Origin of the sequence: Pseudomonas sp. HR1, from assembly GCF_030175875.1 — a bacterium.
Classification (GTDB): Bacteria; Pseudomonadota; Gammaproteobacteria; order Pseudomonadales; family Pseudomonadaceae; genus Chryseomonas; species Chryseomonas oryzihabitans.
Map to the genome: position 1 here is coordinate 19,183 of NZ_JASNRF010000001.1, position 22,232 is coordinate 41,414.

The window sequence follows — 22,232 nt, forward strand, 5'->3', positions numbered from 1 at the left end:
TCTCCCGGAGGGAGAGGGGGATATCCGGTGCGGATGGACATTCCGTAGGTTGGGTTGAGCGCAGCGAAGCCCAACCTATTGCAGCCCGTAGCGTGGAAAACGGCACAGCCTTTTCCACTGTCCTGCGTATGGGCAAGGCGCGTGGAAAACGCTGCGCGGTTTTCCACCCTACAACATCGAGGTCATTACCGGCGCTACCTGGCTTCCCTCACCCCAGCTCTCTCCCGGAGGGAAAGGGGGATATCCGGTGCAGATGGACGTTCCATAGTTTGGGTTGAGCACAGCGAAGCCCAACCTATTGCAGCCCGTAGCGTGGAAAACGGCGCAGCCTTTTCCAGTGCCCTGCGAATAGGCGACGCGCGTGGAAAACGCTGCGCGGTTTTCCACCCTACGAATCGGCTCCCACGTCTCGCAGTTCGCCAGCGAAGCGCGCCAGGCGCTGGCGCAGACGCTGGTTTTCGCGGCGTAGTTCTTCCACCTCATCCAGCAGGTGCAGGGCCAGGGCGGTGGCGGACCAGTCCAGTTCCAGCTCGTGCCTCAGGCGCACGGCGCGGCGGGCGCGATGCAGGGCGCTGGTATCGAAGTGCCACTCGGCCGGGCGCTTGCCCCGCTGGGGTGCCAGGATGCCGTGCTCGACGATCTCCACCACCACCGGCTCGCTCACCTCGCAGAGCACGCAGAATTCCTGCAGGACGATCAGACTGCTCATCAGACTTTCCTCCAGTCGCGGCGGGGATCGAAGGCCGCCCGCTCGGCCAGTTGGCGCCACAGCGCCTGGGTTTCTTCATCGCCCCTGGGCGGCATCACCACCTTGAGCAGGGCATGCAGATCGCCCTGCCCCGCCTTGCCGACCAGGCCCTTGCCGCGCACCCGCAGCCGCGCACCGTTCTGGCTGCCGGGCGGGATACTGAGCATGATCTGTCCATCAAGCGTCGGCACCTGCACCTTGGCGCCCAACGCAGCTTCCCAGGGGGCGAGCGGTACGCTGACCACCAGATCCTGGCCGTCCACGTCGAACAGCGGATGGGGCACCAGGCGGATGACCAGATAGAGATCCCCCGCCTCCGCGCCGCCGACGCCCGGCTCGCCCTGGCCTTTCAGGCGGATACGTTCGCCGTCGGTGCTGCCGGCGGGAATCTTGACGTTGAGGGTCTTGGTGGTCTCGCCGACGCGGCGGCCCAGCTCGTCGCGCTGCGGCAGCGTAAAGCTCAGTGGCTTGGTGCTGCCCGCCTGGCTCTCTTCGAGAAACAGCGGCAGCTCCAGCTCGACATCGCGGCCACGGCGGGCGAAGCCACCGTGCTGGGAACGCCCGGCAGCACCGAACAGGGATTCGAAGAAGTCGGAGTAGTCCGCGCCGAAGCCGGCATGGGGATCGCTGTAGTCATCGCCTGAACCCGGCTGCCAGTCCGGCGGTACTTGGAAGCGCTCGCCCTGCTGCTGGTAGAGGCGTACCTGGTCGTACTCGGCGCGCTTGTGCGGATCGCGCAGGACGTCATAGGCCTCGGCCACCTCCTTGAAGCGGGCCTCGGCATCGGCCTCCTTGCTCACATCGGGGTGGTACTTGCGCGCCAGCTTGCGATAGGCGGTCTTGAGGGTCTTGTCGTCGACGTCGGGAGCGACGCCGAGCACCTCGTAGTAGTCCTTGAAGTCCATTGCGGTCTCCAGTAACGGTTCTCCTAGAGACCGCGGAGCGCCCCCAGGGGTTGCACGCAGCCGGTCAGTCGCCTCGCTTGCGAAAGGCCAGGGTGCCGGCCAGCACCGTGAAGGTCGCCACCAGCGCCACCAGGATCCAGAAACCATGGGGCGAATCGGCCAGCGGGATACCGCCGACGTTCATGCCGAAGAAGCCGGCGATGATGTTGATCGGCAGGGCCAGCACCGTGACCAGGGTCAGGGTGAACAGGGTGCGGTTGGTCTGCTCGGCGGAGGCGGCGGCGATCTCTTCCTGCAACAGCTTGAGCCGCTCCACCAGGGCGGCGAGGTCGTCCAGCACCCGGTCGAATTCCTCGGTGGCCTCCCGCAGGGTCTGGATGTCGTCGCGGCGCAGCCAGGCCGGCGGCCGGTTGAGCAGCCGCAGCAGGGAACCCGGCTCCAGGGCCAGCAGCCGTTGCAGCCGGACCAGGGCGCGTCTCAGGCTGCCCAGTTCGGCGCGACTGGCGGACAGCCGCTGGGACAGCAGGCGATCCTCGATGGCATCCACCTTGACCGTGGTGTCGCGGATGATGCCGGTCAGTACGTCGGCCTGGTCGCGCAGGAGATGCACCAGCAGTTCCAGGGTCGAGCCGAAGCCCTCGCCGCGGCGTACCGCGTGGCGCAGGCGATCCACCGAACGCAGTGGCTGGGCCCGGGCGGTCACCAGCAGCCCCGGGCGGGCGCAGGCCCAGAGGGTGGCGACGTCCACCGACACCTGGCCGTAGGCGAGGGTCACGTCGTTCACCACCCCGAGCAGGGTGTCGTCGGCCGGTTCCAGGCGGGTCGAGTGGGAACCGGCATGCAGGGATTCGAAGAATTCCTCGGGCAGCCCCAGGTGCTCGCGCATCCAGCGTTCGGCGGCGGCGTGGGCCAGGTTGAAGTGCAGCCAGCGAAATCCGCCCTCTTCCGCCTCCCAGGGATCTTCCGGCGCCATGGTCAGGGCCCGGCCCGGCTGGCCGGAGGTGAAATGATAGGCGTATAGCAGCCCCAGCCGTTCGGCGGCCGGATGCAGGGGGATCAGCGTATTGGTCATGGCTACCTGCGGAGGGAACGCGACATCAGGGCTCTGTTAGCAGGTCCGAATGAACCTTTGATGACAGAGCCCCGGTCGGCAGGCACCGAAGCGACGCCCCGGACGGGACGCCACTTTTATTGCGGACGCATGTGCGGGAAGAGGATGACGTCGCGGATCGACGGCGAGTTGGTCAGCAGCATCACCAGGCGGTCGATGCCGATGCCTTCGCCGGCAGTGGGCGGCATGCCGTATTCCAAGGCGTTGATGAAGTCGGCGTCGTAGTGCATGGCCTCGTCGTCACCGGCGTCCTTTTCCTGGACCTGCAGCATGAAACGCTCGGCCTGGTCTTCGGCGTCGTTGAGCTCGGAGTAGGCGTTGGCGATCTCGCGGCCGCCGATGAACAGCTCGAAGCGGTCGGTGACGCTGGGATTGTCGTCGTTGCGGCGCGCCAGTGGCGAGACCTCGAAGGGGTACTCGGTGATGAAGTGCGGCTGCTCCAGCTTGCTCTCCACCAGCTCCTCGAAAATCATCACCTGCAGCTTGCCCAGGCCTTCGTGGCCGAGCACCTTGGCGCCAGCCTTCTTGGCGATGGCGCGGGCCTTCTCGACGTCCTGCAGGTCTTCCGCGGTGATGTCCGGGTTGTACTTGAGGATGGAGTCGTACACCGACAGGCGCACGAAGGGCTCGCCGAAGTGGAAGACCTTTTCGCCATAGGGCACATCGGTGGTGCCGAGCACGGCCATGGCCAGTTCGCGGAACAGTTCCTCGGTGAGGTCCATGTTGTCGCGGTAGTCGGCGTAGGCCTGGTAGAACTCGAGCATGGTGAACTCGGGGTTGTGCCGGGTCGAGACGCCTTCGTTACGGAAGTTGCGGTTGATCTCGAAGACCTTCTCGAAGCCACCGACCACCAGGCGCTTGAGGTACAGCTCCGGCGCGATGCGCAGGAACATGGCCATGTCCAGGGCGTTGTGGTGCGTCTCGAAGGGCTTGGCCGCCGCACCGCCGGGAATGGTCTGCAGCATGGGGGTTTCCACTTCGAGGAAGCCCCGCTCCATGAGGAAGCGGCGGATGTGGGCGATGACCTGGGAGCGTACGCGGAAGGTCTGGCGCACCTCTTCGTTGACGATCAGGTCGACATAGCGCTGGCGATAGCGCAGCTCGGTGTCGGTCAGGCCGTGGTGCTTGTCGGGCAGCGGTCGCAGCGACTTGGTCAGCAGTCGCACGTCGCTCATGTTGACGTAGAGATCGCCTTTGCCGGAGCGGGCCAGGGTGCCTTCGGTAGCGATGATGTCGCCCAGGTCCCAGGTCTTGACCGCTTCCAGGGTCTCGGCCGGCAGGGTCTTGCGGTCGACGTAGACTTGGATGCGCCCGCTGGTGTCCTGCAGCACCATGAAGGCGCCGCGGTTGAGCATGATGCGGCCGGCCACCTTGACCTTGATGCCCGCGGCTTCCAGCTCTTCCTTGGTCTTGTCGGCGTACTGCTGCTGCAGATCACCGGCCAGGCTGTCGCGGCGGAAGTCGTTGGGGAAGGGAATGGCCTGCTGGGCACGCAGCGCGGAGAGCTTTTCCTTGCGCTGGGCGATCAGCTTGTTGTCTTCCTGTTCCTGGGCTTGGGGGTCTAGGGGTTGTTCGCTCATGTCTGCTGTTTACCTGGGGAGTGCTTGCCGTAGGAGCGGCCCATGGCCGCGATAACTAGCAGGATCGCGGCCATGGGCCGCTCCTACAGAGATAGATTGGTTAGATGCCCTGCTTGAGGCTGGCTTCGAGGTATTCGTCCAGATCGCCGTCGAGCACCTTGTCGCAGTCGCTGCGTTCCACGCCGGTGCGCAGATCCTTGATCCGCGAGGCGTCGAGCACATAGGAGCGGATCTGGTGGCCCCAGCCGATATCGGACTTGGAGTCCTCCAGCGCCTGGGAGGCGGCGGTGCGCTTCTGCATCTCCAGCTCGTACAACTTGGCCCGCAGCATCTTCATGGCGGTGTCCTTGTTGGCGTGCTGGGAACGCTCGTTCTGGCAGGCCACCACGGTGTTGGTGGGCACGTGGGTGATCCGCACCGCGGAGTCGGTGGTGTTCACGTGCTGACCACCCGCACCCGAGGAGCGGTAGGTGTCGATGCGCAGATCGGACGGGTTGATCTCGATGTCGATGTTGTCGTCGATCTCGGGCGAGACGAACACCGCGGTGAAGGAGGTGTGGCGACGGTTGCCCGAGTCGAAGGGACTCTTGCGCACCAGGCGGTGCACGCCGATTTCGGTGCGCAGCCAGCCGAAGGCGTATTCGCCCTTGATGTGCACCGTGGCGCCCTTGATGCCGGCGACCTCGCCTTCCGACAACTCGACGATCTCGGCGCTGAAACCGTGCTGGTCGGCCCAGCGCAGGTACATGCGCAGCAGCATGTTGGCCCAGTCCTGGGCCTCGGTGCCGCCGGAGCCGGCCTGGATGTCCAGGTAGCAGTTGTTGGGGTCCATCTCGCCGCTGAACATGCGGCGGAATTCCAGCTTCTCGAGGATGCCGCGCAGGCGCTCCACCTCGGTCGCCACGTCATCGACCGCGCCCTGGTCCTCCTCTTCGGCGGCCATCTCCAGCAGGTCGCTGGCATCGGCCAGGCCACCGGTCAGCTCGTCCAGGGTCCCGACCACCTGGGCCAGCTGGGCGCGCTCGCGGCCGAGATTCTGGGCGTATTCGGGCTTGTTCCAGACAGCGGGATCCTCGAGCTCGCGCTCGACTTCGACCAGACGATCCTTTTTCAGATCGTAGTCAAAGATACCCCCGAATGGTCTGGGTACGGCTGGTGAGGTCCTTGATGCTGGTGACGATCGGGTTGATTTCCATGGGGGAAACACTCGCGAGAAAAGCTGTGGAAAAGCTCGCGAGTATAACCCAATCGGCGGCGAAACTCAGCGGGCGGCGGGCAGCGCCGCCCGCACGCGCCTCAATCGGCGTCGAGATCGCGATGGCGGGTTTCCGGCAGGCACAGCAGTCCCACCACCAGGCTGACGCCGGTGATCAGCACCGGGTACCAGAGGCCGTAGAAGATGTCGCCGGTATAGACCACCAGGGCGAAGGACACCGTGGGCAGGAAGCCGCCGAACCAGCCGTTGCCGATGTGGTACGGCAGCGACATGGAGGTGTAGCGGATGCGCGTGGGGAACAGCTCCACCATCAGCGCCGCCAGCGGTCCGTAGCAGAGGGTGGCGATCAGGATCAGGGCGAAGATCACCGCCACCACCATCGGCTTGTTGACCTGGGCCGAGTCGGCCTTGGCCGGATAGCCGGCGGCCTGCACCGCGGCGCGCAGGGCCGGTTCGTCGAAGCCGACGATGAGCTTGTCGCCGACGCTGACCTGCACCGCATCGCCGGGCGCCGCGGCCACGCTGCGGTAGGGCAGACCGCTCTTGGCCAGCAGTGTCTTGACCCGGTCGCAGGGACTGTCGAAACGCGCCTTGCCCACCGGATCGAACTGGAAGGTGCAGGTGGCCGGGTCGGCGGTCACCACGATGGGCGCCTGCTGGCTGGCCTGGTAGATCTGCGGATTGGCGTAGTGGGTCAGGGCCTTGAACAGCGGGAAGTAGAGCACCGTGGCCAGCAGCAGGCCGAGCATCAGGATCGGCTTGCGCCCGACCTTGTCCGACAGCCAGCCGGCGATGACGAAGAAGGGGGCCCCGAGGATGACGCTGATGATCAGCAGGTTGTTGGCCAGCACCGGATCCAGCTTGAGGGTCTGGGTGAGAAAGAACATCACATAGAACTGCGACAGGTAGAAGGTCACCGCCTGGCCGCCGTTGATGCTGAACAGCGCGATCAGCACCACCTTGAGATTGCTCCAGTTGGTGAAGGAATCGCGGATCGGCGCCTTGCTCTGCTTGCCTTCGGCCTTCATGCGCACGAAGGCGGGCGATTCGTGCATCGACATGCGGATCCAGGTGGAAATGGCCAGCAGGAAGATCGACAGCAGGAACGGCAGGCGCCAGCCCCAGACCTCGAACTGGTCTCCGGTCAGGTACCGGCAGACCAGGATCACCACCAGCGACAGCAACAGCCCCAGGGTCGCGGTGGATTGCAGCCAGCTGGTATGGGCGCCGCGCTTGCCGGGCGGCGCGTGCTCGGCGATGTAGGTGGCGGCGCCGCCGTATTCGCCGCCCAGGGCCAGGCCCTGCAGCAGGCGCAGCACCACCAGGATGATGGGTGCGGCCACGCCGATGCTGGCGTAGGTGGGCAGCAGGCCGACGCCGAAGGTGGCGATGCCCATGAGGATGATGGTGGCGAGAAAGGTGTACTTGCGGCCGACCATGTCGCCCAGGCGCCCGAACACCAGGGCGCCGAAGGGCCGCACCACGAAGCCGGCGGCAAAGGCCAGCAGGGCGAAGATGAAGGCGGTGGTGTCGTTGACGCCGGCGAAGAACTGCTTGCTGATCACCGCCGCCAGGGCGCCATAGAGAAAGAAGTCGTACCACTCGAAGACGGTTCCCAGGGACGAGGCGAAGATCACCTTGCGTTCTTCGCGGCGACTGCTGGCCGCGCTGGGTTGGACCCGGGGTTGGGCATAGTCGGACATCGCACGTTCTCCTGACCCGGGATCGCCGGGCTGATTGTTGTTATGGGCGACAGCTACTACGGTGGAAACGGCAGGAGGCCCCGCCGTCGGTGAAAGCGGAGAGACGCCGCTAGGCCGCCGAGACCGCGCTGGCCCGGGCCACCGCGGCGGGCAGCTCGTGCTTGCCCTGCTCGCGCGCCTCGGCCAGCATGAAGCTGGCCGCCTGCTCGGCGATCATCAGCGTTGGCGAGCAGCTGTTGCCCGAGACCAGGGTCGGCATGATGGAGGCATCGGCCACCCGCAGCCCGGGAATGCCATGCACCCGCAGGCGCGCATCGACCACGGCGTCGGCGTCCTGGCCCATGCGGCAGGTGCCGGATGGATGGAAGATGGTGGTGCCTATGGCGCCGGCCGCCTGCTGCAATTCCTCCTCACTCTGGTAGGCCGGTCCTGGCAGGTATTCCTCGGGTCGATAGGCGGCCAGGGCCGGAGCGGCGACGATGCGCCGGGTCAGGCGGATGGCGTCGGCGGCCACCTTGAGATCCTCCGGCGCGCTGAGGTAGCGCGGCTGGATCAGCGGCGCGGCCAGCGGGTCGGCGCTGCGGATGGCCACCTGGCCGCGACTGGCCGGACGCAGGTTGCACACCGAGGCGGTAAAGGCGGGAAAGCCGTGCAGCGGCTCGCCGAAGCGCTCCAGCGACAGCGGCTGCACGTGATACTGCAGATTGGCCGAGGGCTGCCCGGGATCGGAGCGGGCGAAGGCGCCCAGCTGACTCGGCGCCATGGCCAGGGGACCACTGCGTTTCCAGAGGTATTCCAGGCCCATCCCCAGCTTGCCCCAGAGGCTGCCGGCCAGGGCGTTGAGGGTCGGCACGCCGTGCACCCGGTAGATCAGCCGCAGTTGCAGGTGATCCTGCAGATTGCCGCCCACCCCTTCCAGGCGGTGCCGGACGCCGATGCCCAGGCCTTCGAGCAGACCGCGCGGCCCTATGCCGGAGCGCTGCAACAGGGTCGGCGAGCCGATGGCGCCGGCGCAGAGCACGATCTCCCGCCGTGCCACCAGGCGCTGGGGCTCGGCCTGGCCCGGCAGGCGCGCCAGCACCGCCCGTGCCCTGCCCTCCTCCAGCAGCACCCGCTCGACCTGGACGCCGGTCAGCACCTCGAGATTGGCGCGCTGGCGGACGGGCTTGAGAAAGGCCTTGGCGGCATTCCAGCGCACACCGTTGCGCTGATTGACCTGGAAGTAGCCGCAGCCTTCGTTGTCACCGGTGTTGAAGTCCTCCACCGGCGCGATGCCGGTTTCGCCGGCGGCGGCGCGAAAGGCGTCGAGCAGCGTCCAGTGCAGGCGCTGCCGCTCGACCCGCCATTCGCCCCCGGCGCCATGAAACTCTGAATTGCCGTCGCAGTGATCCTCCATGCGCTTGAACAGCGGCAGCACGTCCTGCCAGCCCCAGCCGGGATTGCCGGCGGCGGCCCAGCCGTCGTAGTCGCGGGCCTGGCCACGCATGTAGATCATGCCGTTGATGGACGAGCAGCCACCCAGCACCCGCCCGCGTGGATAGTTGAGCGCGCGGCCCCCCAGGCCCGCTTCCATCTCGGTCTTGAAGCACCAGTCGGTGCGCGGATTGCCGATGCAGAACAGATAGCCGACGGGAATGTGGATCCAGGGATGGTTGTCGCGCCCGCCGGCTTCCAGCAGCAGCACGCGATAGGCCGGATCGGCGGACAGTCGATTGGCCAGCAGGCAGCCGGCCGGACCGGCGCCGACGATGATGAAGTCATATTCCGCAGCAGGACCGGGCATGACGTTCCCTCGCTTTTTTGTTGTTGTGGTCCCTATCCTAGTGTCGTCATCCGCGAACAACAGTCGCAGAAAACGGGCACCGGCTGTGCATTTCTGAACAGCGCCCCGCAAGCGACCGCGCAGACAGACCTAGACGAGGGAGACGGGATGTTCGACTGGAACGATCTGCGGGTTTTTCTGGAGATCCAGCGCCATGGCCGCCTGCTGACCGCCGCCCGTAGCCTGGGCGTCAGTCATGCCACCGTCGCCCGCCACCTGGAGGCCCTGGAGCGCGCCCTGGGCAGCCAGCTACTGGTGCAACAGGCCAGCGGTTATCAACTCACCCCGGCTGGTCAGGCCCTGCTGGCGCACGCCCAGGCAATGGAAGAAGCCGCGTTGCTGGCCCAGGAGGCAGTGACCCAGAGACTCAATCCGCTGGGCCAGGTGCGGGTCGGGGTGACCGAAGGCCTGGGCACCGGCTTTCTCGCCCAGCGCCTGGGAGCGCTGCTGCGCGACTATGCGGGCCTGGAAGTGGAACTGGTCTCGGTGCCGCGCTTCGTCAGCGTCACCAACCGCGAGGCGGACATCGCCATCACCCTGGAAAGGCCCACCGCCGAAGGCCTGATCGGCCGGCGGCTGACGCCCTATCGCCTGAGGTTCTACGCCAGTCGCACCTACCTGGATCGGGCGCCGCCCCTGGGGGCCGAAGCCGACCTCGGCGAGCAGACCTTCATCGGCTACGTCGACGACCTGCTGTACACCCGCGAACTGCAATTTATCCAGGGACTCTGCCCCGAGCCGCGCATCGTCTTTCGCAGCACCAGCGTCATCGCCCAGCGCGAAGCCGCCTGTGCCGGCATCGGCATCGCGGTGTTGCCCTGCTACCTGGTGGGTCAAGGCACGCCCCTGGAAGGCGTGCTCCCGGAGCGCTCCTTTACCCGGGAGTACTGGATTTCCACCCACCGCGAACTGCACCGCTCCGCGCGCCTGCGCGTGGTCTGGGATTTCCTGCTGCACCTCTGCGCAGCGGAGCGGAGCGTCCTGCTGGGCGAGGAACGTGCCCTCGCCTAGCCGTCAGACCGCTGCGGCCTCGCGCTCCAGTTCGGCGCGCAGGCCGGGCTCCAGTCGCAACTGGCGCGCCAACTCGTCCAGATAGGCCTTTTCCATGTATTGCTGATCGTCGATCAGCATCAGGCTGGCCAGGTACATCTCGGCCGCCATTTCGGGGGTTTCCGCCGCAGCGGCGACCTTGGCCGGGTCGAGCGGCTGTTCCAGTTCGCGCTGCAGCCAGCTGCGCAGTTCGGGATCGTTGTCCAGCTTGGCCATCTCGGCTTCGATGGCCTGACGTTCCTGGTCATCGACATGGCCATCGGCCTTGGCCGCCGCGATCAGGGCGATCAGCACCGCCCGGCCGTGGGCCTCGGCTTCGTGCTCCGGTACCCGATCCACGGTGCGGGGCTCGGCGGCCGCCGCGCCCTGGGCCTGGTTGGCCTGCCAGGACTGATAGGCCTTGTAGGCCACCATGCCGAGCGCCGCCAGACCGCCATAACCGACCGCCCTGCCCCCCATGGCACGCCCGCGCTTGCTGCCCAGCAGGGCGGTCAGGGCTCCCGCGGCCAGGCCGCTGTTGCCCAGTCCGGAGAGCAGACCGCCGAGGGGATCCTTGCCGGAAGACGGGGTACCGGGTCGTGGGGCCGCGTGGCCGGTCTTCTTGGCCAGGGCCTGCTGGCCCGCCTTGAGCAATTGATCGAGCAAACCGCGGGTGTTCATGGATGACCTCCACAGAGTCGGGATTCAGCCTCTTGGGACCGCCGTCCGCACCGTCCGGCTCCCGGCACCTGCTTACCGGATGTTGCCGGGAACACCGTCGCCAGCGGCCAGCCGCTACAAAATATTGCTGACCGCGGGCCGCCCACGGCGCTACTCTTGCGCCTCCCCCCCTGCAGTTGCCGGAGACACCCCATGCGCTCGCGTCTGGCTGTGCTGTTCGCGCTTTCGGTCGCCCTTACCGCCGGCCAGGTCCAGGCCGCCGCCGAGGATGCCCGCCTCATCGCCAATCGCTATCTCGATGCCTGGAACGATCACGACGCCGAGGCCGCCAGCGCCCTGCTCGATCCCAAGGTGCAGTATTTCGACAGTGGCGCCGCCACCACCGAGACCAGCCGCACCCAGGCCCGCGACAGGATCGTCAAGGTCACCCTCAAGGCGGTACCGGATCTGCAGGTGAAGATGGTGCACAAGCCGGTCATCGGCCCGCGCAGCATCGCCTTCGAATGGGAACTGACCGGCAACCGCACCACCGCCACCGGCAAGCAGCCGGTGAAGATTCGCGGCGCCAGCATCATGAAGATCCGCGACGGTCGCATCTGGTACCTGGGCGACTACTACGACAGCGACGCCCTGGAAGCCATGCTGCGCCCGGTCAAGCCCTGACCCGGGAGCCATCCGGGCGGATGGCTCCGTTGCTCCCCTATTCCACCCCGAACGGCTTGCGCAGCGGCGTATCCCGGTGCGCGGCGCGGACATACTGCGGCGGCCAGGAGACCTTCTCGCGCAAGGCTTCGGCGGCATTCAGCGGCCAATAGGGATCGCGCAGCAGCTCACGGGCCAGCAGCACCAGATCGGCCTGACGGGTGCGCAGCACGTGCTCGGCCTGGGCCGCATCGGTGATCATGCCCACCGCGCCACTGGGAATTCCGGCTTCCTTGCGCACCCGCTCGGCGAACTGGGTCTGGTAACCGGGGCCGGTGGGAATGTCGGCCTGGGCCGCGGTGCCGCCGGAAGAGACATCGATCAGGTCGACGCCCAGGGTCTTGAGCCGGCGCGCCAGTTCCACCGTCTCGTCGACGTCCCAGCCGTCTTCCACCCAGTCGGTGGCCGAGACCCGCACGAACAGCGGCAACTCCTCCGGCCAGACCGCGCGCACGTCGGCGGTCACCTCCAGCAGCAGGCGGATGCGATTCTCGAAATTGCCGCCGTAGTCGTCTTCGCGACGGTTGGAGAGCGGCGAGAGGAACTGGTGCAGCAGATAGCCGTGGGCGGCATGGATCTCGGCCACCTTGAAGCCGGCCGCCAGGGCGCGCTCGGCGGTGTCCACGAAGGCCCGGCGGATGCTGGCGATGTCGTCGCGATCCACCGCCGTGGGCCGGGTGTGCTGGGGATCGAAGGCGATGGCCGAGGGCGCCACCGGCACCCAGCCGCCTTCGGCGATGGGCACGCTGCCGTGCTTGCCGAGCCAGGGTTGCCAGGTGCTGGCCTTGCGCCCGGCGTGGGCCAGCTGGATACCGGCCACACTGCCCTGCCCCTCAATGAACTGGGTGATGCGCCGCAGGGGCTCGATCTGCTCGTCCTTCCACAACCCCAGGTCCTGGGGCGTGATGCGCCCGTCGGGGGTGACCGCGGTGGCCTCGAAGATCACCAGGCCGGCACCACCGGTGGCGCGACTGCCCAAGTGGACTAGGTGCCAGTCGTTGGCGAAACCGTCTTCGCTGGAGTACTGGCACATCGGGGAGACCACCACGCGATTGGGCAGGGTCAGCTGACGCAAGGTCAGGGGCTGGAACAGGAGACTCATGGCGGACCTCGTCTTCTCGGGATTCACGGCATTGGAGTGTTCCCGAACAGAATAGGTCGCTATTCCGACTAACGAGGTGCCAGGTGCACCACCAGCAACTGCACACTCTCGTTGCCGCGGAATTCGTTCACGTCCAGCCGATAGGCCAGCTCGGCCCAGCGGATGTTGGGATCGGGCCAGGTGTCGCGATCGATGTTGAAGGCGATGCCGTCCAGCTCCGGTCCGCCCTGCTCGCTGCGCAGGGTCAGCTTGAGATGCCGCTCCTTGAGCAGGCGCTGGGAGAGGATCTCGAAGGTGCCGTGGAACAGCGGTTCGGGAAACTGCTGCCCCCAAGGACCGGCCTGGCGCAGGGCCTGGGCCAGGCCGAGCTGGAACTCGGTGGGAGCCAGGCAACCATCGGTCTGCAGGCGACCACTGAGGTCGTCGGCCTGCAGATGGCGGCGCACCTCGGCGTCGAAGGCCGCGGCAAAGGTCTCGTAGTGCGCCTGGGGCAGGCTGAGGCCGGCGGCCATGGCGTGACCGCCGAACTTGGTGATCAGTCCCGGATGCCGGGTCGCCACGGCGTCCAGGGCATCGCGGATGTGCAGCCCGGGCACCGAGCGCGCCGAGCCCTTGAGCATGCCGTTGCCACTGCCGTCGTCGGCAAAGGCCAGCGCCGGGCGGTGATACTTCTCCTTGAGGCGCGAGGCGAGGATGCCGATCACGCCCTGGTGCCACTCCGGATCGAACAGGCAGAGACCGAAGGGCAGATTGTCTTCCGGCAGCTCCTTGAGCTGCTTGAGCGCCTCGCGCTGCATGCCCTGCTCGATGCTCTTGCGATCCTTGTTGAAGTCGTCCAGCTGCTGGGCGTATTCCTGCGCCAGCTGCGGGTCTTCGCAGAGCAGCAGCTCGATGCCGATGGACATGTCGTCCAGCCGGCCGGCGGCATTGAGCCGCGGGCCGAGAATGAATCCGAGGTCGCTGGAGGCCACCTTGCCCGGCTGGCGCCCGGCCACTTCCAGCAGCGCCTTGAGTCCCGGCCGTGCGCGGCCGGCGCGGATACGCATCAGCCCCTGGTGCACCAGGATGCGGTTGTTGGCATCCAGCGGCACCACGTCGGCGACGCTGCCGAGGGCGACCAGATCCAGCAACTCGGCCAGATTGGGCTCGGCCAGGCCCTGACGCGCGAACCAGCCGTTCTCGCGCAGGCGACTGCGCAGGGCCAGCATCACATAGAAGATCACCCCGACCCCGGCAATGCACTTGCTGGGAAAGGCGCAGGCCGGCTGGTTGGGATTGACGATGGCGTCGGCGGCGGGCAATTCGGCGCCCGGCAGGTGGTGATCGGTGATGACCACCTGCAGCCCGGCGGCCTTGGCCGCGGCCACGCCGTCCAGGCTGGAGATGCCGTTGTCGACGGTGAGCAGCACCTCGGGTTCGCGCTGCAGGGCCACGGCGACGATCTCGGGCGTCAGGCCGTAGCCGTATTCGAAGCGATTGGGCACCAGGTAGTCGACCCAGGCCGCACCCAGACGCCGCAGCGCCAGCACGCCCACGGCACTGGCGGTGGCGCCATCGGCGTCGAAGTCGCCGACGATGAGGATGCGCCGACGCTCTTCCAGGGCCCGCGCCAGCAGCTCCACCGCGGCCTCGATGCCCTTGAGCTGGTGATAGGGCACCAGCCGCGCCAGACCCTTGTCGAGTTCTTCCGGCAAGGTCACGCCGCGCGCGGCATAGAGCCGGGTGAGCAGCGGCGGCAGATCGCCCAGGTCGGGCAGCACCGCCGGCAGCGGACGGGGCTCCAGGCGCATCAACGTTCGCCCAGCAGCCATTCCAGCTGCAATTCGTGCTGACCGCGGTCGTCGGTGACGAACAGGGTGCCTTCGCTGATCATCACCTGCCAGGAAATGCTGCGTGGCAGGTCGCGGGCCAGCTCGGCCAGGGGCTCGGCAGGCACCGCGGCGATGTGCAGATTCTTCAGCGTCCTGACCGCGTCCACCACCTTGGTCTGCCAGACGCGCAGGTTGCCATAGGCCAGCAGACTGGTGCGCTCGGTGCGGCGGCTGCACCAGGTCAGGCGCTCAGCATCGGGCTGGCCGACTTCGATCCAGTGCAGCACCCGGCCATCGAGGCTCTTTTCCCACAGCGCCGGCTCGTCGACGTCGGACAGGCCGCGGCCGAAGGCCAGCTGCTCGTTGTACCAGAGCACATAGGCCAGCAACCGCACCGCCATGCGCTCCTCGGTCTCGGAGGGATGCCGCGCCACGGTCAGGCGCAGATTCTCGTAGACCCCGCGATCCAGGTCGGTGAGGTTGAGTTCGACTTTGTAGGGCGTGGCTTGCAGAGCCATGGCGGGTCACCGGCAGGGAAAGCCGGGCATTGTACCGGAAAAGGCAGGGGGCTCGGGATCAGAGGAGCGTCAGGGGATCGGTGGAGCGGAGGTAGGATGTATCGCGGCCATGCCGGTGCGCCGTAGCGACCGCTCCTACAGGTGCTCAGACTTCCCGTAGGAGCGGCCCATGGCCGCGATAACCGCGATCTAAAGGGCTAAAAATCTACAGCGGCTGCCCACGCTTGCCGTGGCGGCTGACGAAGGCCTGGACGGCGGCCAGGTCGTTGGGCAGCACGGTGCAACGCTCTTCCCTCTGCAGCAGGTCGGCCAGGTGGTTCGGCAGGCTGAGGGTCGCGCCGATGCCGGCCTTTTCCACCGCCTCGGGGAATTTGACCGGGTGGGCGGTGCCCAGCACCACCATGGGCGTGGCCAGGCTGCGTCGGCATTCGCGAGCGGCGCGGACGCCGATGGCGGTGTGCGGATCCAGCACCTCGCCGGTGGCGGCATACACCTCGGCGATGGTGGCGCAGGTCTCTTCATCGCTCACGGCGAGGGAATCGAACAGCTTGCGCGCTTCGGTCCAGCGATCGTCGGCCACCGTCAGGGTGCCGCTGCTGCGGAAATTCGCCATCAGCTCGGCCAGGGCCAGGCCGTCGCGACCGTGCAGGTCGAACAGCAGGCGCTCGAAATTGGACGAGACCATGATGTCCATGGACGGCGACAGCGTGGCTTCCAGCTGCTGCTTGTCGTAGCGGTTGCCCGACATGAAGCGGTGCAGGATGTCGTTGCGGTTGGTGGCCACCACCAGCTGGCTCACCGGCAGACCCATGTTGCGGGCCAGGTAGCCGGCGAAGATGTCGCCGAAGTTGCCGGTGGGTACCGAGAAGGCGATGGAGCGCGCCGGGGCGCCCAGCTGCAGGGCCGCGTGGAAGTAGTAGACGATCTGGGCCATGATCCGCGCCCAGTTGATCGAGTTGACCGCCACCAGCGGGGTGCCCTTGAGGAAACCCTGGTCGGCGAAGCTGGCCTTGACCATCTCCTGGCAGTCGTCGAAGTTGCCTTCGATGGCGATGTTGTGGATGTTGTCGCCCAGCAGCGTGGTCATCTGCCGGCGCTGCACTTCCGACACCCGCTGGTGCGGATGGAGGATGAAGATGTCCACGTTCTCGCAGCGCTTGCAGCCTTCGATGGCCGCCGAGCCGGTGTCGCCGGAGGTGGCGCCCATGATCACCACGCGCTCGCCGCGCTTGGCCAGCACATGGTCGAGCAGCCGCCCCAGCAGTTGCAGGGCGAAGTCCTTGAAGGCCAGGGTCGGGCCGTGGAACAGCTCCAGCACCCATTCGTTGGCGTCCAGCTGGCGCAGCGGCGCGATCGAGCTATGGGCGAAACCGGCGTAGGTCTCTTCCAGGATGGCCTTGAATTCGGCATCGGCGATGGAGCCGGCGACGAAGGGCTTCATCACCCGGAAGGCCAGCTCGTGGTAGGGCAGACCGGCCCAGGAGGCGATCTCCTCCAGGGAAAAGCGTGGCAGGTTCTCCGGCACATAGAGACCGCCATCGCTGGCGAGACCCGCCAGCAGCACTTCTTCGAAATTCAGCGCGGGCGCCTGGCCGCGGGTACTGATGTAACGCATGACTCGACCTCGGGAAAGACGGCGGCGCCGGGCGCCGCCAGGCTGCTCAGTTCAGGTGCTCGACGCGGATGCGGACGACATCGCCGACGACATCGTCCAGGGCTTCCAGCGCGGTGATGGCCTCGACCATGTGGCGCTCGGTCACGCGATGGGTCAGCAGGATCATGGGCACCAGGCCGTCATGTTCCTCGGCTTCCTTCTGCATGATGGACTCGATGTTGATGCCGCGCGCCGAGAGGATGCTCGCCACCTGGGCCAGCACGCCCGGGTGGTCCTTGGCCTGGATGCGCAGATAATAGGCGCTCTCGCAGGCCTCGATCGACAGCACCGGATGGTCGGACAGCGCATCGGGCTGGAAGGCCAGGTGCGGCACGCGATTCTCCGGATCCGAGGTCATGGCGCGCACCACGTCCACCAGGTCGGCCACCACCGCCGAGGCGGTCGGCTCCTGGCCGGCACCTGCGCCATAGAACAGCGTCGAGCCGACGGCGTCGCCATTGACCATCACCGCGTTCATCACGCCGTTGACGTTGGCGATCAGGCGATCGGCCGGGATCAGCGTCGGGTGTACCCGCAGCTCGATGCCCTGGTCGGTGCTGCGCGCCACGCCCAGATGCTTGATGCGATAGCCCAGTGCCTCGGCGTAGCCGACGTCGGCGGTGGTCAGGCGGGTGATGCCCTCGGTGTAGGCCTTGTCGAATTGCAGCGGGATGCCGAAGGCGATGGAGGCCAGGATGGTCAGCTTGTGGGCGGCATCGATGCCTTCCACGTCAAAGGTCGGATCGGCCTCGGCATAGCCCAGCGCCTGGGCTTCGGCCAGGACATCGGGAAAGGTGCGACCCTTCTCGCGCATCTCGGAGAGGATGAAGTTGCCGGTACCGTTGATGATGCCGGCCACCCAGTTGATGCGGTTGGCGGCCAGGCCTTCGCGCAGCGCCTTGATCACCGGGATGCCCCCGGCCACCGAGGCTTCGAAGGCGACGATCACGCCCTGCTCGCGCGCCTTGGCGAAGATCTCGTTGCCGTGCACGGCGATCAGCGCCTTGTTGGCGGTGACCACGTGCTTGCCGTTGGCGATGGCTCGCAGCACCAGTTCGCGGGCCAGGGTGTAGCCACCGATCAGCTCCACCACCACGTCGATCTCGGGATTGTCGGCCACCGCCAGGACCTCGGCGGTGATCGGCGTGCTACCGGTGTCGCATTGGGGATTGGGCCGGCGCTGGGCGATCTGCGCCACCTCGATACCCCGACCGGCGCGCCGGGCGATTTCCTCGGCGTTGCGCTTGAGTACGTTGAAGGTCCCGCTGCCCACGGTACCCAGACCACAGATGCCTACTTTGACCGGCTTCACACCCTTATCCCCATGTCGTGTGGGACCGCTCCGCGGCCCCGTTCATAACTCTGATTGAGGCGCCTAGCGGGCGCCGATTGCCGCTTCCGCCAGCTGGTCGGCCGGCTGGTAGCCCGGGATCATCTGGCCATCGGCGAGAATGATCGCCGGCGTGCCCTGGATACCCATGTTCTGCCCCAGCGCGAATTGCTGGGCGACCGGATTCTGGCAGCTCTCGGACTTGACCTCACGACCGGTGAACATCTGGTTCAGCGCCGCCGGCTTGTCCTTGGCGCACCACACCGCCTCCAGTTGCTTGGAGCCCGGCGAGCCCATGCCCTGGCGCGGGAAGGCCAGGTAGCGCACCTCGATGCCGCGCTTGTTCAGCTCGGGCACCTCGGCGTGCAGCTTCTGGCAATAGGGGCAGGTGGTGTCGGTGAAGACGGTGATGTGCGCCTTGGTCTCGCCCTGGGCGGGATAGACGATCATCTGGTTGCGATCGAGGCCGTTGATCTGCCGCGCCACGGCGACGTTCTCGGCCTTCTCGGTCAGGTTGGAGGCCTTGCCGTCCTTGACCTGATACAGATAGCCCTGCATGACGAACTGGCCATCGCCGCTGGCATAGAGCACGCGCCCGCCCTTGAGCTGGACCTGGTAGAGCCCTTCCAGCGGACTCTTGGCGATGGACTCGATGGCGAGATTGGGTTGTAGCGCGGTCAGGCTCTGGCGAATGGCCTGCTCAGGTTCGGCCTGAGCCAGTTGCACGCCGAGCCCCAGGCAAGCGGCGAGCAACAGTTGGGAAATACGCATGTTTGACTCCTGTTGAGACGCCGGCAAGCCTACCACAGACCTGCCGGCTACGGCGGTCCCGCCCTACCCCCGCGGATGGTGCTGGGCGTGCAGTTGCTGCAGCCGCACGCGGGCGACGTGGGTGTAGATCTGGGTGGTGGACAGGCTGGTATGGCCGAGCAGCATCTGCACCGTGCGCAGGTCGGCGCCGTGATTGAGCAGATGGGTGGCGAAGGCGTGCCTCAGGGTATGCGGCGACAGCGAGGTGCGGATGCCGGCCACCTGGGCATGCAGCTTGATGCGGTGCCAGAAGGTCTGCCGGGTCATGGGCGTGCCGCGCTGGCTGGGAAAGAGGATGTCACCGGGCTGGCCGCCCAGCAGCAGCGGACGCGCGGTCTTCAGATAGCTTTCCAGCCAGGCGATGGCCTCTTCGCCCAGGGGGATCAGCCGCTCCTTGCTGCCCTTGCCGAAGACCCGCAGCGAACCCTCGCGCAGGTTGATCTCGTCCAGGGTCAGGCTGATCAGCTCGGTCACCCGCAGGCCGGTGGCATAGAGCACCTCGAGCATGGTGCGATCGCGCAGGCCCAGGGTGTCCTCGGTATCCGGCGCGGCCAACAGGGCTTCCACATCCGCCTCGGACAGGCTCTTGGGCAGCGGCGCACCCAGCTGCGGCATGCTCACCAGCAGCGTCGGGTCCTCGGCCAGCCGCCCCTCGCGCACCGCATACTTGTAGAAGCTGCGCAGCCCGGAGAGGAAACGCGCCGTAGAGCGCGCCTGGTAACCCTCGCTCAGGCGCCAGCCGAGGTGATCGAGCACGGCGTCGCGGCCGACGGACTCCAGGGTCAGGCCCCTGCCCTCCAGCCACCGAGCGAAGGCCAGCAGGTCGGTGCGGTAGGCGCTGCGGGTATGGGGCGACAGCCCCTTCTCCAACCACAGGGCGTCGAGGAATTCCTCGATCAGCCGCTCGGCGTTCACGCGGCGAATCCGGGCAGCACCGGCGTCGGCTTGCCCTCGTCATCGACGGCGACAAAGCTGAAGGCGCCATTGATGGCGCGCTCGCGGCCTTCCGCCAGCATGCCTTCGACGAAGACCTCCACCTGCACCTTGATGCTGGTGTTGCCGACCTTCACCACCCGGCCGATCAGTTCGACGATGGAGCCCGCGGGAATGGGATGGTTGAAATCGATGCGGTCGGTGGAGACCGTGACCAGCGGCTTGCGACAGAAGCGCGTCGCGGTGATGAAGGACACCTCGTCCATCCAGGCCAGGGCGGTGCCGCCGAACAGGGTGTCGTGATGATTGGTGGTGGGCGGGAAGACCGCCTTGGCCACCCGGGTTTCCGACAGCGCGGTGCGCCGCTGGATTTCCGCTTCGCGGGTCGTCATGTCTTACCTCGAACCTCAGAACCTACACAAAATCTGCTGCGCGTCGGCCAAACGTCGTTGAAGCTGGCCTGGAAGGCCAGCCCCGTCAGAATGCTCATTTACCAGCTGTAAACTCGCGCGCGAGCCCGGTCCGCTTCCTCAGCCAGCTTCGCCTTGTTTGTCTCTAGCTCGCGAGATTTTGACTAGGCTCTTAGAAACGAAAAAAGCAGCCGAAGCTGCTTTTTTCTGGTCACGCCGCGATCAGGAAAGCTTTTCCTTGATGCGGGCAGCCTTGCCGGACAGTTCGCGCAGGTAGTACAGCTTGGCCTTGCGCACGTCACCGCGACGCTTGACGCTCAGGCTGTCGACCAGCGGGCTGTAGGTCTGGAAGGTACGCTCGACGCCAACGCCGTTGGAGATCTTGCGTACGGTGAAGGCGCTGTTCAGGCCGCGGTTACGCTTGCCGATCACCACGCCTTCGAAGGCCTGCAGACGCTGACGGTCGCCTTCCTTCACCTTAACCTGGACAATCACGGTGTCGCCGGGGGCGAACGCCGGGATTTCTTTGTTCATCTGCTCAGCTTCGATCTGGGCAATGATTTTGTTGGTCATGTCACTCTGCTCCTAAGACAGGCCGCGGCCCGCCATCGATACCTAACTATCGTTCCGCTGACGGAGGTATTCCGCCAACAGGTTCTGCTCTTCTCCAGAAAGCGAGCGGCCATCCAGAAGATCGGCGCGTCGCTCCGCAGTGCGTCCCAGGGACTGCTGCAGGCGCCAGCGCCGGATATGCTCGTGGTTACCACTGAGCAACACGTCGGGTACGCGACGGCCCTCGTACACCTCGGGTCGGGTGTAGTGCGGGCAATCGAGCAGGCCATCGGTAAACGAGTCCTGCTCGGCGGAATCCGCATGCCCCAAGGCTCCAGGCAGCAGTCGCGTGACCCCATCGATCAGCACCATGGCCGGCAATTCACCGCCGGACAGCACATAGTCGCCAATCGACCATTCTTCATCCACGTGCGTCTCGATGAAACGCTCGTCGATGCCTTCGTAACGCCCGGCGATGAGGATCAGATGCTCCTCCTGCGCCAGTTCCCGTACCGCCGCCTGGTCGAGTTTGCGACCCTGGGGAGACAGGTAGATCACCTTTGCCGCCGAATCACCCTTGGCATCGGCCAGGGCGCGCTCCAGCGGCTGGATCTTCATGACCATGCCGGGACCGCCGCCAAAGGGCCGGTCGTCCACGGTCTGGTGACGATCCTCGGTATAGCTGCGCGGGTTGTAGCAGGTCAGCTCCAGGAGCCCCTGCTTCATCGCGCGACCGCTCACGCCATAGGCGCTGACGGCCTCGAACATCTCGGGAAAGAGGCTGATGACATCGATACGCATGGATCAGAAATCCGCGTCCCAGTCGACCTGCATCTCGCCCTTGGCCAGATCCACCGCCAGCACGTACTGGTCGGGCAGATAAGGCAACAGACGCTCACGATCGTCGAGGCTGCCAGCACAGGGCTTGACCACCATGACGTCGTTTGCCCCGGTCTCCAGCAGATGATCCACCACGCCCAGCCACTGGCCTTCGCGATTGATCACCTTGAGACCTTCCAGCTGATGCCAGTAGTAGTCACCGGCGCCCAGCTGGGGCAATTCACTGCGCGGCACGCAGATCTCGAAACCGGCCATCAGGCGGGCTTCTTCGCGATCGTCCAGGCCCTGCAGACGTACCGTCAGGACCTTGCCGTGCATCCGACCGCCGAGCACCTTGACCTGCCGGGTCTCGCCTTCGCGCCGCAGCGTCCAGGTCCGATAGTCCAGCAGATTGTCGAGCGGATCGGTAAAGGAGTAGATCTTGAGCTCACCGCGTACGCCAAAGACCGAAACTATCTTGCCCAGGACCACCAGGTCGGGGGCGGAGGTCGGCGTACTCATGGTCTTCAGGCGGTAGCCTGAGCGCTCTTCAGCAGCTGAGCGACGCGCTCGGACGGCTGGGCGCCCTGCGACAGCCAGTAGTTGGCGCGCTCTTGGTCCACCGACAGACGGATTTCGGCGCCGCTGGCCACCGGGTTGAAGAAACCGATGCGCTCGACGAAACGACCATCGCGCGCATTGCGGCTGTTGGTCACGGTCAGGTGGTAGAAGGGGCGCTTCTTGGAGCCGCCACGGGCTAGACGGATGGTTACCATTGAACTTCGTTCCTGTAGTC

General features: G+C 66.4%; 22 protein-coding genes. 2 read left to right on the top strand and 20 right to left on the bottom strand.

Annotation, left to right across the window (positions count from 1 at the left end):
- Window positions 1-388: 388 nt before the first annotated feature.
- From QKY98_RS00080 to QKY98_RS00110, 7 genes are all read right to left on the bottom strand, one after another.
- A complete protein-coding gene (locus QKY98_RS00080) occupies window positions 389-709 on the bottom strand; it encodes a chaperone modulator CbpM (protein ID WP_074583934.1) in 321 nt (106 codons plus the stop codon).
- The gene (cbpA, locus tag QKY98_RS00085) at window positions 709-1,653 is read right to left on the bottom strand and encodes a curved DNA-binding protein (protein WP_007160975.1); all 945 of its coding nucleotides are present in this window, start codon (window positions 1,651-1,653) and stop codon (window positions 709-711) included. The genes QKY98_RS00080 and cbpA overlap by 1 nt, the downstream gene beginning before the upstream one ends.
- A gap of 64 nt (window positions 1,654-1,717) precedes the next feature.
- Complete coding sequence (locus tag QKY98_RS00090) at window positions 1,718-2,725, bottom strand: transporter (protein ID WP_007160974.1); 1,008 nt, start codon at window positions 2,723-2,725, stop codon at window positions 1,718-1,720.
- A 116-nt stretch (window positions 2,726-2,841) separates the two neighbouring features.
- The gene (lysS, locus tag QKY98_RS00095) at window positions 2,842-4,344 is read right to left on the bottom strand and encodes a lysine--tRNA ligase (RefSeq protein ID WP_284670132.1); all 1,503 of its coding nucleotides are present in this window, start codon (window positions 4,342-4,344) and stop codon (window positions 2,842-2,844) included.
- A gap of 100 nt (window positions 4,345-4,444) precedes the next feature.
- Window positions 4,445-5,540 (bottom strand): peptide chain release factor 2 gene (prfB, locus tag QKY98_RS00100; protein ID WP_100168977.1). Its coding sequence is split into 2 segments (ribosomal slippage): window positions 4,445-5,467 and window positions 5,469-5,540, totalling 1,095 coding nucleotides; the frame shifts between segments, so codons are not numbered across the junction.
- Between the two features lie 100 nt (window positions 5,541-5,640).
- Window positions 5,641-7,263, bottom strand: a complete 1,623-nt coding sequence (locus QKY98_RS00105) for an MFS transporter (protein ID WP_007160970.1) — start codon at window positions 7,261-7,263, stop codon at window positions 5,641-5,643.
- A gap of 109 nt (window positions 7,264-7,372) precedes the next feature.
- A complete protein-coding gene (locus QKY98_RS00110; RefSeq protein ID WP_284670133.1) occupies window positions 7,373-9,046 on the bottom strand; it encodes a GMC family oxidoreductase in 1,674 nt (557 codons plus the stop codon).
- A 147-nt stretch (window positions 9,047-9,193) separates the two neighbouring features.
- Here QKY98_RS00110 and QKY98_RS00115 point away from each other — a divergent pair, with 147 nt between their 5' ends.
- The gene (locus QKY98_RS00115; RefSeq protein ID WP_007160968.1) at window positions 9,194-10,096 is read left to right on the top strand and encodes a LysR family transcriptional regulator; all 903 of its coding nucleotides are present in this window, start codon (window positions 9,194-9,196) and stop codon (window positions 10,094-10,096) included.
- A gap of 3 nt (window positions 10,097-10,099) precedes the next feature.
- Here QKY98_RS00115 and QKY98_RS00120 read toward each other — a convergent pair whose 3' ends face one another.
- A complete protein-coding gene (locus tag QKY98_RS00120; RefSeq protein ID WP_284670134.1) occupies window positions 10,100-10,795 on the bottom strand; it encodes a tellurite resistance TerB family protein in 696 nt (231 codons plus the stop codon).
- 192 nt (window positions 10,796-10,987) lie between these two features.
- Here QKY98_RS00120 and QKY98_RS00125 point away from each other — a divergent pair, with 192 nt between their 5' ends.
- A complete protein-coding gene (locus tag QKY98_RS00125; RefSeq protein WP_007160966.1) occupies window positions 10,988-11,458 on the top strand; it encodes a nuclear transport factor 2 family protein in 471 nt (156 codons plus the stop codon).
- 37 nt (window positions 11,459-11,495) lie between these two features.
- On the opposite strand, the gene QKY98_RS00130 is transcribed toward QKY98_RS00125, so the two are convergent.
- The 12 genes from QKY98_RS00130 to rpsP form a co-directional block, all read right to left on the bottom strand.
- Complete coding sequence (locus QKY98_RS00130) at window positions 11,496-12,599, bottom strand: NADH:flavin oxidoreductase/NADH oxidase (RefSeq protein ID WP_284670135.1); 1,104 nt, start codon at window positions 12,597-12,599, stop codon at window positions 11,496-11,498.
- A 68-nt stretch (window positions 12,600-12,667) separates the two neighbouring features.
- The gene (gene recJ / locus QKY98_RS00135; protein WP_042137138.1) at window positions 12,668-14,389 is read right to left on the bottom strand and encodes a single-stranded-DNA-specific exonuclease RecJ; all 1,722 of its coding nucleotides are present in this window, start codon (window positions 14,387-14,389) and stop codon (window positions 12,668-12,670) included.
- Window positions 14,389-14,928, bottom strand: a complete 540-nt coding sequence (locus QKY98_RS00140; protein WP_007160963.1) for a YaeQ family protein — start codon at window positions 14,926-14,928, stop codon at window positions 14,389-14,391. Before QKY98_RS00140 ends, recJ begins: the two co-directional genes overlap by 1 nt.
- 205 nt (window positions 14,929-15,133) lie before the next feature.
- Window positions 15,134-16,543 (bottom strand): threonine synthase, encoded by a 1,410-nt coding sequence (gene thrC, locus QKY98_RS00145; RefSeq protein WP_284670136.1) that lies wholly within the window; start codon window positions 16,541-16,543, stop codon window positions 15,134-15,136.
- 46 nt (window positions 16,544-16,589) lie between these two features.
- A complete protein-coding gene (locus QKY98_RS00150) occupies window positions 16,590-17,894 on the bottom strand; it encodes a homoserine dehydrogenase (RefSeq protein ID WP_007160961.1) in 1,305 nt (434 codons plus the stop codon).
- Between the two features lie 63 nt (window positions 17,895-17,957).
- Window positions 17,958-18,683 (bottom strand): thioredoxin fold domain-containing protein, encoded by a 726-nt coding sequence (locus QKY98_RS00155; RefSeq protein ID WP_007160960.1) that lies wholly within the window; start codon window positions 18,681-18,683, stop codon window positions 17,958-17,960.
- Between the two features lie 63 nt (window positions 18,684-18,746).
- The gene (gene xerD, locus QKY98_RS00160; protein WP_007160959.1) at window positions 18,747-19,637 is read right to left on the bottom strand and encodes a site-specific tyrosine recombinase XerD; all 891 of its coding nucleotides are present in this window, start codon (window positions 19,635-19,637) and stop codon (window positions 18,747-18,749) included.
- Complete coding sequence (locus tag QKY98_RS00165; RefSeq protein ID WP_007160958.1) at window positions 19,634-20,047, bottom strand: acyl-CoA thioesterase; 414 nt, start codon at window positions 20,045-20,047, stop codon at window positions 19,634-19,636. Before QKY98_RS00165 ends, xerD begins: the two co-directional genes overlap by 4 nt.
- 240 nt (window positions 20,048-20,287) lie before the next feature.
- Window positions 20,288-20,638: a 50S ribosomal protein L19 gene (rplS, locus tag QKY98_RS00170; RefSeq protein WP_007160957.1), complete on the bottom strand. Its 351-nt coding sequence runs from the start codon at window positions 20,636-20,638 to the stop codon at window positions 20,288-20,290.
- 42 nt (window positions 20,639-20,680) lie between these two features.
- Entirely contained in the window at window positions 20,681-21,418 is a 738-nt protein-coding gene (gene trmD / locus QKY98_RS00175; RefSeq protein WP_007160956.1) for a tRNA (guanosine(37)-N1)-methyltransferase TrmD, read from the bottom strand.
- 3 nt (window positions 21,419-21,421) lie between these two features.
- A complete protein-coding gene (gene rimM / locus QKY98_RS00180; protein ID WP_007160955.1) occupies window positions 21,422-21,958 on the bottom strand; it encodes a ribosome maturation factor RimM in 537 nt (178 codons plus the stop codon).
- 5 nt (window positions 21,959-21,963) lie between these two features.
- Entirely contained in the window at window positions 21,964-22,212 is a 249-nt protein-coding gene (gene rpsP / locus QKY98_RS00185) for a 30S ribosomal protein S16 (RefSeq protein WP_007160954.1), read from the bottom strand.
- Between the last annotated feature and the right edge of the window lie 20 nt (window positions 22,213-22,232).